The organism is Streptomyces sp. NP160 (assembly GCF_006335115.1).
GTDB lineage: Bacteria > Actinomycetota > Actinomycetes > Actinomycetales > Quadrisphaeraceae > Quadrisphaera.
On the sequence record NZ_VDMJ01000018.1, the window covers coordinates 1 to 18,601 of the forward strand.

At 71.3% G+C, this 18,601-nt stretch carries 18 protein-coding genes; 4 read left to right on the top strand and 14 right to left on the bottom strand.

Annotated features, from left to right (window positions below; genetic code table 11):
- Positions 1-53: 53 nt before the first annotated feature.
- Both FHN55_RS10880 and FHN55_RS10885 read left to right on the top strand, forming a co-directional pair.
- Positions 54-740: a TetR/AcrR family transcriptional regulator gene (locus tag FHN55_RS10880; protein WP_218974566.1), complete on the top strand. Its 687-nt coding sequence runs from the start codon at positions 54-56 to the stop codon at positions 738-740.
- A gap of 332 nt (positions 741-1,072) precedes the next feature.
- Entirely contained in the window at positions 1,073-1,552 is a 480-nt protein-coding gene (locus FHN55_RS10885; protein WP_139712345.1) for an STAS domain-containing protein, read from the top strand.
- Between the two features lie 292 nt (positions 1,553-1,844).
- Here the strand turns inward: FHN55_RS10885 and FHN55_RS10890 are convergent, their stop codons facing one another.
- Positions 1,845-2,342, bottom strand: a complete 498-nt coding sequence (locus FHN55_RS10890) for an STAS domain-containing protein (RefSeq protein WP_218974567.1) — start codon at positions 2,340-2,342, stop codon at positions 1,845-1,847.
- A 161-nt stretch (positions 2,343-2,503) separates the two neighbouring features.
- A complete protein-coding gene (locus FHN55_RS10895; protein WP_218974568.1) occupies positions 2,504-4,975 on the bottom strand; it encodes a GAF domain-containing protein in 2,472 nt (823 codons plus the stop codon).
- Positions 4,976-6,072: 1,097 nt separating this feature from the next.
- Here FHN55_RS10895 and FHN55_RS10900 point away from each other — a divergent pair.
- Complete coding sequence (locus FHN55_RS10900; protein ID WP_139712347.1) at positions 6,073-7,167, top strand: acyl-CoA desaturase; 1,095 nt, start codon at positions 6,073-6,075, stop codon at positions 7,165-7,167.
- A gap of 103 nt (positions 7,168-7,270) precedes the next feature.
- On the opposite strand, the gene FHN55_RS10905 is transcribed toward FHN55_RS10900, so the two are convergent.
- The 11 genes from FHN55_RS10905 to FHN55_RS10955 all read right to left on the bottom strand — a co-directional run bounded on the left by FHN55_RS10905 (position 7,271) and on the right by FHN55_RS10955 (position 17,045).
- Positions 7,271-8,092, bottom strand: a complete 822-nt coding sequence (locus FHN55_RS10905) for a GAF and ANTAR domain-containing protein (protein ID WP_180357775.1) — start codon at positions 8,090-8,092, stop codon at positions 7,271-7,273.
- Positions 8,089-8,811 carry a GAF and ANTAR domain-containing protein gene (locus FHN55_RS10910; protein ID WP_139712359.1) on the bottom strand — a complete coding sequence of 241 codons (723 nt, stop codon included), beginning with the start codon at positions 8,809-8,811 and terminating at the stop codon, positions 8,089-8,091. Before FHN55_RS10910 ends, FHN55_RS10905 begins: the two co-directional genes overlap by 4 nt.
- Before the next feature lie 205 nt (positions 8,812-9,016).
- A complete protein-coding gene (locus FHN55_RS10915; RefSeq protein ID WP_218974570.1) occupies positions 9,017-9,826 on the bottom strand; it encodes a GAF and ANTAR domain-containing protein in 810 nt (269 codons plus the stop codon).
- A gap of 525 nt (positions 9,827-10,351) precedes the next feature.
- Positions 10,352-10,783: an STAS domain-containing protein gene (locus FHN55_RS10920; RefSeq protein WP_139712350.1), complete on the bottom strand. Its 432-nt coding sequence runs from the start codon at positions 10,781-10,783 to the stop codon at positions 10,352-10,354.
- 252 nt (positions 10,784-11,035) lie between these two features.
- Positions 11,036-11,515 (bottom strand): GAF and ANTAR domain-containing protein, encoded by a 480-nt coding sequence (locus tag FHN55_RS10925; protein ID WP_373995723.1) that lies wholly within the window; start codon positions 11,513-11,515, stop codon positions 11,036-11,038.
- A gap of 458 nt (positions 11,516-11,973) precedes the next feature.
- Positions 11,974-12,756: an alpha/beta fold hydrolase gene (locus FHN55_RS10930; protein WP_139712352.1), complete on the bottom strand. Its 783-nt coding sequence runs from the start codon at positions 12,754-12,756 to the stop codon at positions 11,974-11,976.
- A gap of 344 nt (positions 12,757-13,100) precedes the next feature.
- Positions 13,101-13,568, bottom strand: a complete 468-nt coding sequence (locus FHN55_RS23270) for a hypothetical protein (RefSeq protein ID WP_139712353.1) — start codon at positions 13,566-13,568, stop codon at positions 13,101-13,103.
- A 249-nt stretch (positions 13,569-13,817) separates the two neighbouring features.
- Positions 13,818-14,408 (bottom strand): dihydrofolate reductase family protein, encoded by a 591-nt coding sequence (locus FHN55_RS10940; RefSeq protein WP_139712354.1) that lies wholly within the window; start codon positions 14,406-14,408, stop codon positions 13,818-13,820.
- Positions 14,409-14,668: 260 nt separating this feature from the next.
- A complete protein-coding gene (locus FHN55_RS10945; RefSeq protein ID WP_139712355.1) occupies positions 14,669-15,046 on the bottom strand; it encodes an NIPSNAP family protein in 378 nt (125 codons plus the stop codon).
- 241 nt (positions 15,047-15,287) lie between these two features.
- The gene (locus FHN55_RS10950) at positions 15,288-16,436 is read right to left on the bottom strand and encodes an epoxide hydrolase family protein (RefSeq protein ID WP_218974571.1); all 1,149 of its coding nucleotides are present in this window, start codon (positions 16,434-16,436) and stop codon (positions 15,288-15,290) included.
- Positions 16,437-16,790: 354 nt separating this feature from the next.
- Entirely contained in the window at positions 16,791-17,045 is a 255-nt protein-coding gene (locus FHN55_RS10955) for a hypothetical protein (protein WP_139712357.1), read from the bottom strand.
- Positions 17,046-17,222: 177 nt separating this feature from the next.
- Between FHN55_RS10955 and FHN55_RS22670 the strand changes: the two genes are divergently transcribed.
- The gene (locus FHN55_RS22670) at positions 17,223-17,366 is read left to right on the top strand and encodes a hypothetical protein (protein ID WP_180357776.1); all 144 of its coding nucleotides are present in this window, start codon (positions 17,223-17,225) and stop codon (positions 17,364-17,366) included.
- A gap of 194 nt (positions 17,367-17,560) precedes the next feature.
- On the opposite strand, the gene FHN55_RS10960 is transcribed toward FHN55_RS22670, so the two are convergent.
- Entirely contained in the window at positions 17,561-18,508 is a 948-nt protein-coding gene (locus FHN55_RS10960) for an alcohol dehydrogenase catalytic domain-containing protein (protein ID WP_139712360.1), read from the bottom strand.
- Between the last annotated feature and the right edge of the window lie 93 nt (positions 18,509-18,601).

An 18,601-nucleotide genomic window follows, 5' to 3' on the forward strand; every position in this document is an offset into this window, starting at 1 on the left:
TCGAGCCGACTGAGGTGAGGACGTCCGTGGCAGCTACCGGCTCTCATCCCGCTGTGCCCGAGCGCACGGCGCTGAGCCGCCAGGTGGTGCTGTCAGCGGCGCTGGACCTGGTGGACGGCGAGGGGCTCGACGCCCTGACGATGCGCCGCCTAGGTCAGCGCCTGCACCGCGACCCGATGGCGCTGTACCGCTACGCGGCCAACCGGGACGCGCTGCTGGACGGCGTGGTGGAGCTCGTGCTGGAGCAGCTCGAGGTCCCCGGCCCCGCCAGCGAGGCCGGGGACCTCGGTCCCGGGGACTGGCGCGGTCAGCTGCGCGCCACCGCGCACGCCTTCCGGCTGCTGGCCCTCAGTCACCCCCACGTGGTGCCGCTGCTGGTGACGCGCCCGCTGTCCACGCCGCTGGGGCTGCGCCCGCTCGGGACGCTGCGGCCCCTCGAGCAGCTCCTGGAGCTGCTCGTGGGTGCGGGGTTCGACCCCGTCGACGCGCTGCACGTCTACCGGATCTTCTTCGGGTTCCTGCACGGGCACGTGCTCAACGAGCTGCAGGAGCTGGTCGCCGACCCCGAGGAGAGCGACGACCTGCTGCGCCTGGGGCTGCACCGGCTGCCGCTGCGGGAGTTCCCCCTGCTGCGCTCGCTGGCCAGCGCCCTGGCCGACTTCGACGGGGCGCGCGAGCTCGACAAGGGCCTGGACGTCCTGCTGGACGGTCTGGACGAGCACCTCCACCCCCGCGCCTGAGCAGCGGCATGCGGCGAGCCCGCCCCTCCGAGGGCCACGGTAGGACCGACCGCCGGCGACGCGGCTCCTCGGTCTCGTGGTCGTCGCAGCGGGTGGGGGGCAGCGGCGGCCGAAAACTCCTGCTCGTCGTGCGGCGTGGCGTGGCTCCAGGGGGGTACTCCACCCCCGAGGGAGAACGCCTCAGGGAGCGGGCCCCGCACACACCGTCCGACGCCGCTTCTCGGCGCGACGGTCCAATTCCTGCCCAGATCGTCGCCGCGGCGACCTGAGCACTGGCGGGGCCCATGTGCCTCCAGCGCCCGTGGCTCACCGCATGAGGACCAGGAGGTCCCGTGAAGATCCTGCACGCCACCACCGGTGACGCATCTGTCGTGACCCTGAGCGGCGACATCGGCGCGTCTGACACCGACCGACTGCGGGGAGCTGCCTACGAGGCGCTGGCCGCCTCAGCTGATGCCCACCGTCACGCCAGCGCCTCACAGGTCCAGCTGCACGGCACCACAGGCGGTGACCGGCAGCGGGACCACGCCGGCGACCTACTGGTGGACGCCTCAGCGGTGACCAGCTTCGATGACGCCGCCATGGCGGCGCTGAGCTCAGCGCGCACCCGCGCCCGCCACCTCGGAGCTCAGATCGTCGTGACCGATCAGGTGGACGGAGCCCTGAGCCTCAGCCTGCGGCGCACGGGTCTAGCCTTTCGCTTCCCCCAATTCGAGTCCCTCGAGGCGGCCACTGCGTTCTTGGAGCAGGCCCGCGCGGCCCGGATCCGGCTGGACATGCCGATGGAGGCCAAGTGGCGCGCGGTCCGCTGACGCTCTGTCGAGTGCGAACGTCGTGCCCGTGCCTACGGCAGGTGCGTGGGCGTCGCACTACCACCGATGAACGCCGCCTCGAGGCGCGTCGCGGCGCCCCGATGCTTGAGGCCGCCGCTCGTCGCAGAAAGGGTGGCTGACCGAACCGCCGCGCCCTGTGCAGCGTCGACGCTCGCGACCCCACACCCAACGATCACGACGGTCACGGCCACGGTCCTTGCGAGGCCGCACAGCCCCAGCCCTTGCTGCGCTCCCTCAACACGTTCCTCGCGGCCGTGCAGCCGGTCAGACCTCACCCTCGGGCATCTTCACGGGCTGGATGCAGACCACTCAGGGCTGAGGCCACACCCGGATGCAGAGGCAGCACCCGCCCCAACCCCGTCACCTCGAACAGCTTGCGGAGCATCGGCAAGGTGGCCACCACGGCGTAGGCACGGTCTCCTGGACGAGCCAGCCGGTGCCCGTGCACCAGCACCCCCAAGGCGTAGGAGTCCACGAACGTCACCTCAGTGAGGTCGACCACCACGGCGCGCACCTGAGCCGGTCCGGGGTCACCAGCGCCGCCGCTGGCTGCCCCACCGACGCCCTGGCCTGCTCTGCGGGGGGTGGTCACCGGAGGCAGAAGGTCCTGCAGCGTCTGCCGCAGGGCCGGGCCGGTGTACAGGTCGATCTCCCCGCGGACCTTCACGACGACCACCCCTTGGAGGCCGGCCGGTGAAAGTGAGGAGTGAAAGCCGAGCGCGCTCGGCGCGTCGAGGGCTCGGTCGGCGGTGACGGTCACGATGTCCACGAGGTGCACTCCCTGGTCGCCCCCGCGACCGAGGGTGGTGCTGGCGCTGCTGCCCAGCCCCTGTCCAGAGTGCGTCACGCACCGGCTGTCGGCGCGCCCAGACCGTGCCGGACTGGAGGCGGCTGGCCGCACGCGTGCGCCGACTGCTCTGGATCCCCTGGTCAGGAGCCGTGTGCCGCTTCCTGGGCAGCCTCGAGCCCGGCAGGCACCCGCACCGGACCGGCCTCGGCCGGACGGGGTGCGTCCTCGGGGTGCGCCCGCAGCGCCAGCAGTGCCACGTCGTCGTCCAGGTGGTCACCCACCAGCGCCACCAGCCCGTCGCACAGCCCTTCCACTGTCACTCCCGGTGAGCTGGCCAGCTCCCCGGCGGCCTGCGCCAGCCACGCCAGTCCTAGCTCCAGGTGCACCCCGCGACGCTCCACCAGACCGTCGGTGTACAGCAGCACCGTCGACCCCGGTTCCAGGACGTGCACGTGGTCCTGGCGGTCGATGCTCGGGTCCCAGCCCAGCACCAGGTCGGACTCGTCCTCCAAGAACTGGGTGGTGCCGTCGGCCTCGATGAGCAGCGGGGGGAGGTGCCCGGCGTTCGACCACCGCAGGAGCCGCGTGCCCGCCGCATAGTGAGCCTCGTCCACCTCGATCTGCGCGACGATGGCCGTGGCGACGGTGTCGATGCCCAGGCCGGCGGCGGCGCGGTCGACCGCGGCCAGCACCTTGGCCGGGGACTCTCCCAGGGTAAAGCCGATCCCACGGACCAAGTTGCGCAGCTGGCCCATCACTGAGGCCGCGCGCATGTCGTGGCCGGTGACGTCCCCGATGACGAGGCTGGTGAGCCCGTCAGCGGTGATGAAAGCGTCGTACCAGTCCCCACCCACCTCGGCATGGGCCGCGGAGGCGGCGTAGCGGACGGCGATCTGCAGGTGGTCAGGCTCCGGGGGGCTCGTCAGCATCGAGCGTTGCAGGGTCTCGGCGATGCCGGAGGCCGCTCGCAGTGCGGCCTGCTCGGCCTCGTGGGCAGCGATGCGCTCCAGTGCCTGGGCGGTCAGCGCCGCGAACGCTGTCAGCAGCTCGCGCTCCTCGTCGCTGAACACCCGCGGGTCGGCGAAGCCCACCGACAGGCACCCCAGCAGCCGGCCCCGGGCGCGCAGCGGCACCGCGGCCGAGGCCTGCACCCCGGCGCCGATGTAGACGGCCTCGGACCCGGGGAAGGCCTGCTCGGTCTGCTCGCGGTCGGACAGGTAGAAGGCCTGCCCGGTGGCCGCGGCGCGGATGGCGGGCAGGGGAAAGTCGGCCCGGGTGCGCTGGACGGTGCGGCGCACGTCGGCGTAGGAGTCGGTGACCACGGTGTCGACGTGCTCACCGTCCTCAGTGCGCAGGCAGATCCCGCAGCCGTTGGCGCCCAGCAGGTCCGCACCGCGGCCGGCCAGCACGTCCAGGACGTCATCGCGGGTGTCACCATCGGCCAGGGACTGGGCGATGGTGACCAGCGCGCCCTGGCGCGCCGCTGAGGTGCGCGCCAGGTCACCGGCGTGCAGCCCAGCTGCGGCGGCGCGGCGTTCGGCGTCGCGGGACTGCAGGCGCTGCAGGGCTTGGGCGCACTGGGCGGCGAAGGCGTCCAGCAGCTCCAGCTGCGCGGCGGAGAAAGCTTGAGGGGCCTGCCACCCGGCGGTGAGGACGGCGATGACGCGGCCGCCGGCGCGCAGCGGCACGCTGGCGAAGGCCTGGGACCCGGTGGAGGTCACCACCTCAGCCATCGCCGGGGAGTAAGCCCGGCAAGCGGCCAGGTCGGGTACTAGTACGCGGGTACCGGTGCGAGCGGCCTCGCAGACCGGAAGCGCCGTCGTCAGGGGCAGGCGGGCGTAGTCGGCCTGGGCACCGGGACCGTAACTGGCCGTCACGTAGGACAACAGCACGTTGGGCTCGGCCAGGTCGTGAACGGCCACGGCGCCACCGTCAGCGCCCAAGGCGGCCAGTCCGCGTTCGGCGATGACGGTGACCAGGTCGGTGACGTCCTCGAGGTCGACCATGGCCATGGCCACCTCAGCCAGCCCGCGGAGCTGGGCGGTGGCGGCGTGCTCGGCGCGGCTGGCATCCTCGGCACGTGCGGCGGCCGCACGCAGCGCCAGCTCACTGGAGGCGGTGGCCGCCAGGTGGGACAGCACGTCCAGCTCGCGCTCAGACCACACCCGAGGGGAGGTGTCGATGGCGCACAAGGACCCCACGGTGGTGCCGTCGGCGGCGTGCAGGGGGAACCCGGCGTAGGCGATGACGCCGATGTCGGTGATGGCAAGGTTGCCGGCCAGCTCGGGGTCCTGGCGGGCGTCGGTGATGACCAGGGGGGTGTCGCGGGCGACGACGTACTGGCAGAAGGAGTGCGACAGTCCCGTGCAGCGAGTCTGCTGCCAGGGCTGCGGCAGACCCTCTGCGCCGGGGAAGACCTGCCCGGCGGTAGTGACCAGGCTGACCAGACCCACGGGCACGCCGAGGGTGGCGCGCACCAGGTGGGCGTAGCGGTCGAAGACCTCGTCCGGGACGGCGATGCCGGCGACCTCGGTAGGGAGCTGTGTGGGGAGTTCCAGGGGCCGGCTCACCGGGGCCAAGGGCTCCGTCGGTGGGTCGGCGCGGGTCGGCACCGGGACATCCTCACCTGTGGGGGCGTGGCGTCGAGAACCACCCGCGGACGAACAGTGCAGGATTGCGGCAGCGGTGACGTCTTCGACAGTGGACGCCAGCCGTTCCATCGACCGCCGCCCACCGCGGCAGCGGGGTTTGCACTGCGTACCAACTGAAGGTCCGACACGTCCTTCGCGCACGTCGACCAGTGGAGCTCTGAAGTCGACGGACGTCGTGTCGTCTCGATGACCACCGCTGATCGCCCGCATCGGAAGGCGCTGCGGCGCGCTGGCGCTCGGGGCCGCCGTCCGTCGCAGAAGGGATGGCTACCCGGCCGTTGAGCGACTTCAGCCTCAGGGCTCTTGGGCGACGCCGGGATGGCCACTGGACCATTCGTCCGTCCGTGCGTCGTCATCAACAGCGCATCGTGGCTCTACGTCCACGGCTTGGTGACCTGATGGGCACAGCAGCTCGCGCCCCAGCCCGTACCGCCCCAGCACCACCACGCGTAGCGCCTCGTCACACTTCGAGCAGACCTCCGCCGCCCACTCCCCGGCCGCCACGGGATGGACGACGACGCGGCGCGCCACGAGGTGCACCGGCAGCCCGCGCCGTCGGGCTTCACCCATCAGCAGCGCCTCGGCCTGCTCAACAGTGATTCCGAGATGAACCGTCAGGACCCCGGCGCATCGCGCGACTTCCTCGCGCCGGCGAAGGAGGTCCGTGAGCGACTCCGGACGGCTGCGCTCTGCAGCTCTACAGGGGCTCGCTCCCGCGCCTGCTGTGTTCGTCATCGTGCTCGTCCCCCGCGGCCGGTCCCAGGCGCGCAGGACCGCGCGCCCCGCTCGGCGTGAGGTGTCCACGGGCCCACCCACCCAGCGCTGGCCGGAGGGGGTCCGCAGGCACGACGTCGAGCTCAGCGGCCGGGTCCAGGGCCTGAAGGCTCCTCGAGCCCTCACTGCTGCCGAGAGCATCCAGCGACCGCACGGACAGCGCCACCCGCGCCACGCCGGGCGGTGCGACGACGCAGGACGTACCGTCCCCACAGGGGCCCTGGCCCTGTTCGCTACCCCGGACCCGGTGGCACATCGGTGGCGGTCGCGAGATGAGGACACCCATGACGACCACGGTTCCCACTCCCCATCCCGTCGTGGGCGGGCGCACCCCCCGTAGGTCCGCCTCGTTGTACGCCGAGCTCTCCGCCCAGGTGCAGGCCGCTGGGCTGATGCGTCGCAGGTACGGCTACTACTGGGCCCGGTTCGCAGCCCTGCTGGTCGCGCTGGCCGCGGTGGGGGTGGCCTCGGCGCTGGTGGGCCACTCCTGGTGGCAGCTGCTGGTGGCCGCCGCGCTGGGCCTCGTGGTCACCCACGTCGCCTTCCTCGGCCACGACGCCGCCCACCGCCAAATCTTCGTCTCCGGACGACGGAACGACTGGGCGAGCCTCGTGCTGGCTCCTCTGCTCACCGGCATCAGCGCCAGCTGGTGGGTGCGCAAGCACACCAAGCACCACGCCGCACCCAACCAGGTCGGCACCGACCCCGACATCGCCCCCGGGGCGCTGGCCTTCCACCCCACCGCCCTGGCCGGGCGCACCCGGCTGGGCCGGGCTCTGGCGCGCCACCAGGGGTGGTTCTTCTTCCCGCTGCTCCTGCTGGAGGGCCTGAACCTGCACGTCCAGGGCGTGAAGGCGCTGTGCGCCCGCGGGCCGGTCAAGCGCCGGTGGGTGGAGCTGTCCTTCATCTCCATCCGGCTCGGCGGCTATCTGGCGGTCCTGGCGTGGCTGCTGCCCCCGGGGCTGGCTGCGGCGTTCCTGGGGGTCCAGCTGGCGGTGTTCGGGCTCTACATGGGCTGCTCGTTCGCGCCCAACCACAAGGGCATGCCGATCATCCCCGAGGGTGCGCGGCTGGACTTCCTGCGCCGGCAGGTGCTGATGTCGCGCAACGTCTCCGGCGGCAGGTTCGTCACTTTCGCGATGGGCGGACTGGACCACCAGGTCGAGCACCACCTGTTCCCCTCCATGCCCCGCCCGGCGCTGCGCCGGGCGAGCGAGCTGGTGCGTCCGTTCTGCGACCAGCACGGCGTCCGGTACACCGAGACCAGCCTGGTGCGCTCCTACGGCATCGTGGTGCGGTACCTCAACGAGGTCGGGCTGGGTGTTGGGCGGGACCCGTTCCAGTGCCCGGTGGTCGCCAGCCTGCGCCCCCGGGGCTGAGCACCACGACGGCTGCGCTGCGGCGTCCCCGAGACAGCCGCGGTGGTGGCCGCTGGCGCCGGCTGGCCCGCCCTGCTCGGGGCGGGGCTGCTACTCGTGGCGCTCAGCTCCCGTCGCCGTCGACGGCGAGGTGGGCCAGGACGCTGCTCACGGCAGTGCGGCGGTGCACGACGTCGCGCGCGACCTCGCTCAGGCGCTGCCCGTGGGCGATGGCGTAGGACCGCAGCACCTCGTGGGCCTGGCCAAGACCAACCCCGCCGGTGTGGGCGATGAGGCCCTTGGCCTGCTCGACCAGGACACGTCCTGCCAGCGCGGCCTGCAGCTGGGTGCTCACCGCCACCGCCTCCTGCGCGGGGTCCAGCAGCCGGCTGTTCTGCACGATCGCGACGCTGGCCACATCCGCCAGCGCCTGGCCCAGGCTGAGGTCCCCCTCGTCCAGGTCGCCCCTGGCCCGCCCGAACAGGCCCAGCGCCCCCAGCCGCCGCTGGCGCAGCCGCATCGGGACCGCGTGCACCGAGGTGAATCCCATGCCCAGGGCCACCTCGACGAAGGAGGGCCACTGCCCTCGTGCCGCTCGCAGGTCCGGCACCCTGACCGCCTCACCGGAGTGGAAGCAGTCCAGGCAGGGTCCCTGGTCGCGCTGGGTCTGGAACACCTCCAGCTCGCGGGTGTCGCCGGAGGTGGCCGCCATCACGTGCAAGGTGCCCAGACCGTCAGCGAGCAGCAGACCCGCGGAGTCCACATCCAGCAGCCGTGCGCACGTCGCGGTCAGGTCGCTGAGGAGCTCCACGACGTCTGCGCCGGTGGCCAGCGCGGTGGCCAGGGCTACGAAGGAGGAGGTGACGTCAGGCTCCCGGTCACCTCGGTGGTGCTGGTGGTCGTCCTGGTGTCCCTGCTGGGGCCTGTCCGTACCGGGCGTGCTCACTGCCCCTCCTCCTGGTCCTGCCACGTGCCGTCCAGGTGCAGCCGCAGTCGTCCCTCCAGCACGTCCCAGGCGACGTCGCTGGCGGTCTGCCCTTCGGTGTAGGCCCGTGCCCTCAGCCGCACCAGCGCCTGAGCGGAGTCGAGGTCGCCCTGGGCCATCAGCACCCCGGTGGCCTGGTAGATCTCCGTGCGGTCCAAGGACGCCAGCTCCTCCCACGGGTCCCGCTGGTCGGCCTCCTCGATGCCAGCGGCCGCCCGCTCTGCCAGCTGCTCGATCAGGTCCAGCAGCGGCAGCGCCGCCAGGCGCGCCGCCGCCAGAGCACCCTCGAAGGCGTCCACGCCGAGGGCACCTGCCGTGTGCCGGAACAGATCCAGCGCCCCCACTGTGCTGGCGGTGACGGTGACGGGCAGCGCGAAGACCGCACGCACTCCCGCCTGGGCCATGGAGGCGGTGAAGGCGGGCCACCGGTACTCGCCGGAGCGGTCCAGGTCAGGGGCCAGCACCGGTGCACTCAAGGACACGGCATCCAGGCAGGGACCTTCACCGTAGGTGAACTGGTAGGCGTCCAAGCGCCGGCTCAGCTCGCCCGAGGACCCGAAGGTGCCGCGGGACTGTCCCCGGTGGACCAGGGAGATGGCTGCGCCATCCACACCGAGCAGGTCCACGCACGCCCGGCACAGCCCGTCGGCGGCCGCCAGGCCGGTCCCGGCCCGGGCCATGGCAGCGCCGAGCTGGGTATTGAGGTCACCGGTTGCGCTCACAACAGCCGCCGGTCTTGACGAAGCGGCCTGTGTCTCACGGACTCACCGTGACAGCCCAGCCCAGAGGCCGCGAACGCGCACGGAGGTGCCACGGGCGCAGGGGCGCGCTGCGTCGTCCCGGTCCCATCGGGCTGTCGCCGGGCCTCTCACCGTCGTGGCCGGCTCAGACGTCGAGCTGGGTGGCATCGGCGCGGCCCTCGACCAGCGCCTGGCACAGGTCCACCAACCGCACCCCGCGACGGCGGGCCGTCGAGCGCAGCACGAGGAAGGCGTCGGCGATGGTGGTGCCCAGCTGGGAGGCCACCACGCCCTTGGCCTGCTCGATGAGCACCCGGGAGTCCAACGCCCCCTGCAGCTGGCGGGTCAAGGCACGGGAGTCGGCAGCGGCGCGGTCGGTGAGCAGGGCGATGGTGGCCACGTCGGCCAGCCCCTGGGCCACCCGGGTCGCCGCGAGGGTGAGGGCGCTCTCGGCGGTGGAGAACATCCCGAGGGCTCCCAGGACCTGCCCGCGCAGGCGCAGGGGGACCGCGACGACGCTGCGCAGGCCCTGAGCCTCCATCGCACCTGCGAAGGCTGGCCAGCACCGGTGCACCGCGCGGACGCCGGCGGCGACGACCGGAAGGCCGGTGGCGTAGCACTGCAGGCAGGGGCCGTCCTCGACGCTGAGCTGGAACAGCTCCAGGTCTGCCACCTCCTGGGAGGAGGCGGCAGCCAGCTGCAGGGTGCTCGGCGTCTTGCTGTGGGGGTCTGCCAGCAGGATGCCGGCGGCGGTGACGCCGAGCAGGTGCACGGCGCGCTCAGCGAGGTGGGTGAGCAGGTCGATGGGGTCGTAGTCGGCGACCAGGGAGTCGGCCAGGGTGACGAAGGCGTCGACGACCTCGGAGCTGAGGGTCTCGACACCGGCTGCGCCGCCGGATGCGAGACGGCCGGAGATCTCACGGGGCTGTTCGGTCCCGTCGCCAGATGCCGGCACTCTCGGCGGCGTCTTCAGCGAGCGAGCCGTGGAGGCAGACCCGCGCGCTCCAGGGGTGGTCGCGCTGTCGTGACTCATGGGCCGAGACCTCCAATGAGGCAGCGCTGTGCCCCGTGTGGCTGCCGGAGTCAGGTGCACCGGTCGGCGCTGTGCGGGTTCGGGTCCGGGAACCACTCAGCACGCCCATCCTGGCCCCGCGGTCGCCGGTTGGTCGACTCCGATCCCGAAGCTGGGGAAGTGACGGGGTGTCCCGGGGGGAGGGGCCTGACACCACCATTCGTTCCCAGTCGCCGCCAGGACAGGGATCGGGGGAACGGCGGCGTGGTCACCGGCGGTGTCGACGCGTCAGTGACGCGCGCCGGGCGAGGCGACGGCTCCGTGAGCTCTCGAGGAGCTCGACCCACCGGCTGAGCTCACTGCGCCCCGGCCCCGCCCACCGCACCTCCCCGAGCACTAACCCCACCGCCCCGCCACCCACGACGAGCACGGCGCTGAGGAGGGCGGTCAGCAGCCACAGCCCGTCGCTCACCGCAGGTTCCTACAGGTAGCGATCGCCTGCAGCGGGAGGTGCTCGTGCGGTGGTGGAGGAGCTGCAGGTGCTGTGGTCGTGGCTGGCTGAGTGGTGGCCAGCTCTCGCGGCGGCAGCGTCGTGGTGGCTCGGGCCGTGGTGAGTCCCAGCTCGTCGGCGCACCGCGTCAGGAGCGCCAGGCGCACCAGCGCCGGTGCCGGTGCCGGCAGCCACAAACGTCCACCCCACCGCCGCAGCACGAGGGCGGCGCGGTGGATGGGTGCCAGGCCTGCGCAGTCGATGAAGGTGACCCCGTGGGTCAGCAGGACCACGTCAGGTGCTGGTCCGTTGAGGAAGGGCGCCAGCAGCGCGGTCACGGCGTCGCGGGAGGCGAGGTCGATCTCACCGTCGATGCTCAGCACCGACGGGGTGGTGGGCTCTAGGGGCATGACGGCTCCGTCCGGGCGAAGGATTCTGTCGCTGCCGGGGCCGGGGCCGCACGACCCTGCTGGGGAGCCGCCCGACGAGCCTGGCACTGACCGGCGAAACCGACAAGGACCGCCCGCGAACCTCGTCTCTAACCCACCCCGACGGACCTCGGCGGTCTGGGCCGGCCTGCCGCGTCTGCTGTCGCCACGGGCCGGTCGTCGGGCAGCGGGCGGGACGGTTGCTGATCCTCGCCCGCTGCTGCCCTGGATCTCTCAGCGACGGCTAAGCAGAGCCCCCGTGGTCGTCAGCTCCCGCGCGACCTCGTGCAGCTTGCAGTTGCTGTTCTGGCTGACGGTGGAGAGCACACCGAAAGCCTGGTCGGGGTGCAGCTTGTGGCGTTCCACCAGGATCCCCTTGGCCTGGCCGATGACGTCGCGGTGCTCCAGCGCGCTGTGCAGCTGCCTCACGGCATGCAGATGCGCCGCGGCGATGGCGGCGTGCATGCTCAGCAACAATCCGGCGTGCTGGGAGGTGTGGTCGAAGGCGCCCTGCGCGGCGTCGAAGAGGTTCAGGCTTCCGAAGTGCTCACCGGCCACGGTCAGAGGCAGGCACATCGCGCTGGAGACATCCTGCGTCTTGGCGTGGGCCGAGAGCACTGGCCAGCGATGCTGTTCGGCGGCGAGGTCCGCCACGAGGACGGGCGCCTGCTCGTCCAGAGGGTCACGGGGCTCGATCTCGCCAGCTTTGTCCAGGCGCTGCGGGGGACTGGAAGCCTACCGTGCGGGCGGAGAATCGGCGTCCCCCCCCCCGCGGTTCACCCAGGAGGGGTCGGGGAGCAGTCGGGCGTGCCTAGCGCCGGCGCCCTGGGCCGAGTGGCACGGCTCGTCAGGTGAAGTGAGTGAGTCTGGGAACTGGTGAGAGCGGTCATCACGGCTCCACTGGCAGTCAGTCATCGTTGCCGGTCCGGGGCCGCCCGGTCCTCGGGAGGGACCGTGCCCAAGGCCTGGCACCGACGGTGCTGCGGGGCAAGCAGCGACGACCGTTGTGGAGCGTTTGAATGCACCGGCTGGAGGCCCGCGCAGCTCTGCGGGCGAGGACGGGGAGAACTGTAAGATCGATGACGCGCAGGACGATCGCTATCCGGTCAGCGTCTCGCTGACGATCCACCGACGGCGACCGGTGACGGAGCTTGCAGACCGGGTAGCAAACCTCACTGAGTGCTGTCGAGGATCAGTCGGGTTGCTTCCTGTGGTGCGTCCCACTGTGGAAAGTGACCGCACCGCTTAAACCAGTGCAGCTCCGCGTCGGGGAAGAGCTCCACAGCGCGTGCGGCCTGCTTCGGCACGGTCACCAAGTCACGACGCCCCCAACCGATCGTGACCCGGCCGGGTGCGGTGCCAGCAGGCGCTCCCTGCTGCTTGGGCCCGTAGATCAGGGCGTCCAGGGCCGCGCCAGTCGCCGGGGAATCGGCCAGCCCACGCACGTCTGGCATCACGGTTTCGCGCAAGAGCGCCCAGGGCCGCGCCGACAACTGCGCCAGCAGCAGCGTCCTGCCCACCGAGCTGCTGAGCAGTCCTGGCAACAGGGGCCGTAGCGCTCGCACCAGCTTGATCGAGGGTCGCAGCGTGGCGCCGAAGACGAGGACCTCGCGGTCGTTCCAGAAGCCGCCCGGGTCCAAGGCCACGGTGTCGCCGCCGAGTCCCCGCCGCGCAAGCTCGAGCACCATCCGGCCACCCATCGACTGGCCCACGGTCGAGACCCCGTCTAGCCCCTGTTCGCGGATGAAGTCCGCGACGGAGTCAGTCAAGGTGGCGATCGAGACCTCGCCGGTCAAGGGGGGTGTCTCACCGAACCCTGGTAGATCGACGGCGATGACCTCACGGCGCTCGGCCAGTTCGTCGAGGATCGGAGACCAAGATCGCCATCCTGCACCCAGACCGTGAACGAGTAGTAGCGGGTTGCCGCTCCCTCGCCTTACGTGATTCAACGCCACACCTGGGAACGTTAACTCACCGTGAGAAACTCGCCCATTGAGAAAAGCTGCGTAACGCTGGCACTTCCTGACGGCCGCGTGTGAATCAGCGGCGTGTCCTGACAGTCGAACGGCGACCGCAACACCCGTCCCGTGCTGTTCGACCCACCCAGATCTTTCCGGCCGGGCAGGTCAGTGAGCTCTTCTTCGGAGATCGACCGTGAGAGGGGCTCGGTGTCCGGCGAGCACCTACAAGGCAGTGCCGCTGGACGACCGCTGACCGGACGCCGCGACAGGCCGCGGGGGCTCAACTCCATGGGCCGCGGGCTCCAGAGCCGGGTGCGCCCGACACGGTAGTCAAGTGATCAGCCGGGGTGACCCGCGAGGACGTGGAGGACCTGATCAGTGGCGGTGGGCACCGTCGCCAGCTGCAATGTGGCGCCGGCGGCTGTCGTCACCTCCAGCAGACGTGCCCCTGGGGTCACAGACCAGGCTGAGCGCCACCCGCTGCGCTGGACGGTGTCCGCCACGACGGCCGCGATGTCCACCTCCACCGGTGCCATCGGGAAGATGCGCAATCCCCAGCGGAAGGGGCGAAGTGTGATGCGGCCTGGTTCCAGTGCAGCTCTGCCGTGGAGCCAGCGGCGACTCAGCCCAGGCTGATCGCCGCTCAAGATCCTTAAGGCGGCGTCGAGGTGCCAGCGCTGGGGGTGCTGGTCATCGGGTGCCTTGTGGGGTCCGCCGATGCGTCGTCGCACCCACACTGACAGGACGGCTCCGACGAGCACTGCTGCAGCGATGAGGAGCGCCAGGGCGATCCAGTCCTTACTCACGGGAAGTGTGCTGCGAGCTGGTGGGTGAGGCGGCGGGGGTCATGGGCGCACTTTGGAGGTGTTCACCGCCTGGCGGCAACAGGAGCACGCGCAAGCGAGCGAGCGCTGTGATGAGTTCGGTGGGCTGTCACAGAAGAGGACCGCTGACCGCCCGCCTCGGCACGTGTCGTGGGGCCTTGGCGCTTGGGGCCGCCGTTCGTCGCAGATGGGATCGCTTTCCGGTCGGCGTCTGTCAGGACGAGCACCTGCTCAGCTGGTAGCCCCTGAGGCGTCGTAGCGCAGCTCGACCAGCTGCGAGCCCTCCAGCACCCGCGCTCCCAGCAAGCTCAGCCCTGCTCGCGGTCCGCGGTATAGGGCCGAACCGTCGCCCAGCAGGGCTGCTCCCACCAGGATGACCAGCTCATCGACCAGTCCCTGGGCGAGCAGCGGGTTCCAGGTCGTGGCGCTGCCGAAGACAAGCAGGTCCCCATTGTCGTCTTGCTTCAGGCGGGCCAGCTCCGTCGGTGCTGCGGCGCGGGAGATGACGCGGGTGGTGGCTGCCCAGGGCGTGCCGGGGTCGATGCGCAGGGAGTCACTGATGACGACGGCGTTCAGGGTGGTGACCAGCTCAGCGATGCGGTGGTCGCGGTTGGAGGCGGTGGGGTCGGCGGCCACTGCGGTCCAGGCGTTCCAGTTGTTGGTGAACCAGGTGCTGCCGTAGACCAGGGTTCCGGCGCGTTCGAGCAGGCGCAGGTTGTGGTCGTTGAAGGCGTCCTCGAAGGGCAGTGGAGCCAGATCTTGGCCGGGGCCTTGGTAGTAGCCGTCGAGGGAGGTCAGGACGGAGACGACGAGCTTGCCCATGCCCCGTCATCGTGGCCCCCGTCGCTGTACCCGCAAGTTCGCGGCTGTGAGATGCCGTGTGCCGTGGCCGGGTGCAGACGGTTAGCGGGTTGACCAGTCGCAAACTGGATCTTTGCGGCGGCCTAGGCGGTCCGCGACGGAAAGCGGTCGCCGCTTCATCCACACCCGGTGACCGACGCCTCGATGCGCGTGGCGCCGGCGCGGCGCTCGAGGTCGGGGTCCGTCGCAGATGGGATCCCTATCCGGCCGTCCTCCTACGGCTACTCACCCGAGCGACCAGGGCTGCGCTCCACGGCGAGGTCTGTTGAAGCGTCACCATCGGGTGGCCACACGCCGTCCAGGACCGGGCGCATGAAGGTCCGCTCGTAGCGCCGGACACAGCCGCTGCGGTCGCGGATGGCGTCAGCGGCGATGAAATCTGGATGCACTCCGAACAGCCCGCGGTACTGCTCATACGCTGCGAAGGAGTCGAAGCTGAACAGCGCAAGAGCGCGGTCGCTGGCTCCTTCACCGGGCAAGAAGTAGCCGTGGTGGTGCCCGCCGTGGCGATCCACCAGTGCTATCCAGGCTCGTGCGAAGCCTTCGAAGTCTGCGATCTTCGCGCTGTCGACGGTGTACTCCACCACGCAGGTGATCACGACGCCCCTCCAGACTCGGACTGGTGCGCTCTAGCGTGCAGCCGCCGGCGCCGTCGGGCTAACCGCGTCCAATCAGCGACCGCTCATGTGCGCCGCGACGTCAACGTCAGCTGCTCGCCGTGAATCCGCCGCATGACCAGCGCTCGCCGCAGCTCGTCGGAGATAGGACCGCGGAGCGGACCTTGGTGTCCACTGCGTCCGGGGGCGAGAGAGGCCAGCACGGACCTCGGCCGGTGTTCGCTCACAGGTCTAGTGACGCGGCGAAGGTGCGCACGCGGTCGGCCATGGCCTGCGGGACCTCGGCGACGGTGAAGTGACCGCCCTCGGCCAGGCGCTCGAAGACCCGCAGGTCGCGGTAGTGGGCGCGGGCTGCTGCCTCGGGGTAGTCCAGCTCGTGGCGCTGCACGTGGACCGCGGCTGGCACGAGCACCGGTGGAGCCACCTGGGGATCGGTGACCTGTTCGTAGTAGGGCCGAAAGGACGTGGCGATGCACTGGGTGAACCAGTACAGGCTCACCTCGGTCAGAATGCGCTCTCGGCTCAGGCGCTGCTCCACCCCACCGGGCACCTCATCGGGGGTGTCGCTCCACTCGGCCAGCTTCTCGACGATCCAGGCCAGCAGCCCCGCTGGTGAGTCGTTCAGCGCCACCGCCAGGGTGTCGGGGCGGGTGCCCTGCTGGTGGGCGTACCCGGCGAAGGCGTGGCGCTGGTCGGCCAGGCGCGCGAAGAAGGCGTCGGTGGCAGGGTCTGCCAGTCGTGCGCGTTCAGCGAGGTCGGGGAAGTGGGCGTGGGTGGCGATGACGCCCAGGACGGCTTCGGGGTGGGTGGCGGCCAGCAGGTCGTTGACGGGGGCGGAGACGTCCTCGCCGTAGGTGAGGTAGCGCTGGTGGCCGAGGGCGCCCATCAGCTGGTGCATGGTCTGGGCCAGCCGTGCGTGGGTCTGCGGTCCGTGCCGGTAGGGGCTGGAGAAGGTGAAGCCGGGCAGGCTGGCGACCACGACGTGGAAGTCGGGCAGCAGGTCGGCGAAGTCCAGCTGCAGCGCGAAGGTGTGGGGCCAGCCGTGCATCATCAGCAGCGCTGGCGCATGAGGGTCGGCGCTGGGCTGGTGGACGGCGTGGACGGCCACGTCGCCGAGGTCGACCAGTACCTGAGGGTGGGTGTTGAGCCAGCGTTGGCGTGCGGGCCAGTCGAAGTTGCGCCAGGCGCTGACGAGCTCGGCGAGGTAGGTCGCGTCCAAGGCCGACGGTGGGCGGGCTGGGGAGGCTGGCAGCAGCCGCGCGCTGGACAGCCGGGTACGCAGGTCGTCCTGGGCTGCGCGGGTGACGTCGATGGAGAAAGGGCGCACGTCCCCGGCGGATCCGTCGTCGGTGGGGAGTCGGGTGGTGGGCACGGTGGTCCCTTCGTCGGGTCGCCTCCGCATCCTGGTCGGCCGGTGATGCGCGGCACCAGTCCCTCCACTGGGCGCCCCTGTGCATCGCACACTGCACGCACGTCCCGTACGGCGATCGCTGACCGGCACAGCAAGGGCCTCTGCGGTTGTTGTCGCCGCAGTGGTCATTCTGTGTCACAAGAGATCTCTGTCTGGAGCCCGCCATCTAGCACCGGCACGCTGCGGCGGCAGCGGACTCAGCACGGCGGCCCACGTGTCCGACCAAGCCGGTGAGCGTGCTGCCTGGTCCACAAGCAGTTCGCGGCACGCTGCGAGCCGCTCGGTTGCAGGGCCGACCGTCGACGCCGTACAGGCTCACTTGGCCTTGTAGACCCACTCCCAGTAGTTCGCCTGCCGCTCGTAGCAGGGCAGCGACTGCAGGCGCGACTGCCGGCTGATGCGAATGCGGTCTGCCTCGCACTGGGCCTTGGTGGTGGCCACCGTTCCGTACTTGTAGTTGGGGTAGATCCGGGGCTCGGCCTCAGCGGCACCGCCGCCAGCAAGCAGCAGACCCCCTGCCAGGCCGGTCGCGGTCAGAGCGACGGTGAGCCGTCGAGTGATCAACTTCATCGTGATCTCCAGAGTCGCGCAGCTGGTGTCGCCCGCACGGTAGGCCATGGGCTTGCTGTCGTCACGGGGCTCGCGCTCATCTACCGCACTTCGAGGTCTGCCAGCACGCGCTGTCATGACCTGATGCTCTTCCGAGGGCTGGTTGGCCTGCGGGAGCGTGTCGCCGCGGATGGCTGCATGGACGACTACAACCCGTACCGGACTGTCGTAGCGCTGGACCGCGACGCTGTGCCCGATGCCGACGCACTCCAGCCCGATGGGTTTACAGGCGACCCGCCAGTCCAGCTTCGTGTCGTCGTCGCCGAGTACCCGCCCGCCTGAGGCTGACCCAGTCTCGTAGACGACCGCTGACCGCCCGCCTAGGTCCAAGTCGCGACGCGTCAGCGCTCAAGGCCGCCGTCCGTCGCAGAAGGGATCCCCGACCGAACACTCGCGGGGTGCCCGTACACACCCGTGGCGGGCACGGGCACCGCGCCAACGCGTGGTCGGGCCGGCTGCGGTCACGTCTGCCGCGGTCAGGGAACGGTGATGACGACCTTGCCGCTGCTGCTCTCAGCCAGCGCGTGAGCCCGGGTGGCGGCGGCCAGGGGCAGCTCGTGCGCGACGCGCGGGCTGTACAGGCCGCGCTGGCCGAGGTCGGCGGCCCGCAGCAGCAGGGTGGAGTCGTTGCGGGCGTCGACCTTTGCCGCGCCGAGGCGGGCGGCACCCTCGGCGTCGATGACGGTGACCACGGCGCTGGCGTCGCCGGCGATCTCGACGAGGTCGGGCAGGGAGGTCGAAGGAGCTGCGTGCAGGGCCGCGTCGATCCCCTGTGGTGCCAGGTCGGCGACCCGCTCGGCCAGGCCGGGGCCGTAGGTGGTGGGCAGCAGGCCCAGCTCGGCCAGGAAGCCGTGGTGGCCCTGGCGGGCGGTGCCGATGACCTGCGCCCCAGCCGCCACGGCGAAGGCGGCCGCGGCGCTGCCTACGGCACCTGAGGCGCCTTCGATGAGCAGTGTGCGGCCGGCGAGGGCGTCGAGGCCGGAGGTGGAGGGGGACACTGCCTGACCCAGCACCTGGCCCAGTGCGTCCAGGGCGGCCAGGGCCGTGGCCGAGGCCAGGCCGGCAGCTGCGGCCTGAGCGGAGGTCCAGGTGGACGGGACCGGGGCCCAGGCCGTCAGGACGGCGTGCTCGGCGGTGGTGTCTGCCAGCCCACCCAGACCGAAGACCACATCCCCGACGTTGGTGCCGGTGACCCCAGGGCCGACCTGGTCGACCACGCCGGCCGCGTCGCGGCCCGGGATGGCGGGCAGGTCCAGGGGCAGGACCTGGTGCAGGTGTCCGGCGCGCAGGAGGACATCGATGGGGTTGACGCTGGCCGCCTGCACGCGGATGCGCACCGATCCAGGGCTGGCCTGAGGCTCGGGGGCCTGCTCGATGACGAGGACGTCGGGGTTGCCGTAGCGGTGGAAGCGGGCGGCCAGCACGAGGGACCTCCGGGAGAGGTGGGCGCAGCAGCGGATGCTTGCCACGGAAAGCACCATAGCCCAGATGCTTTCCGCGGCAAGCGTCGCTACGGT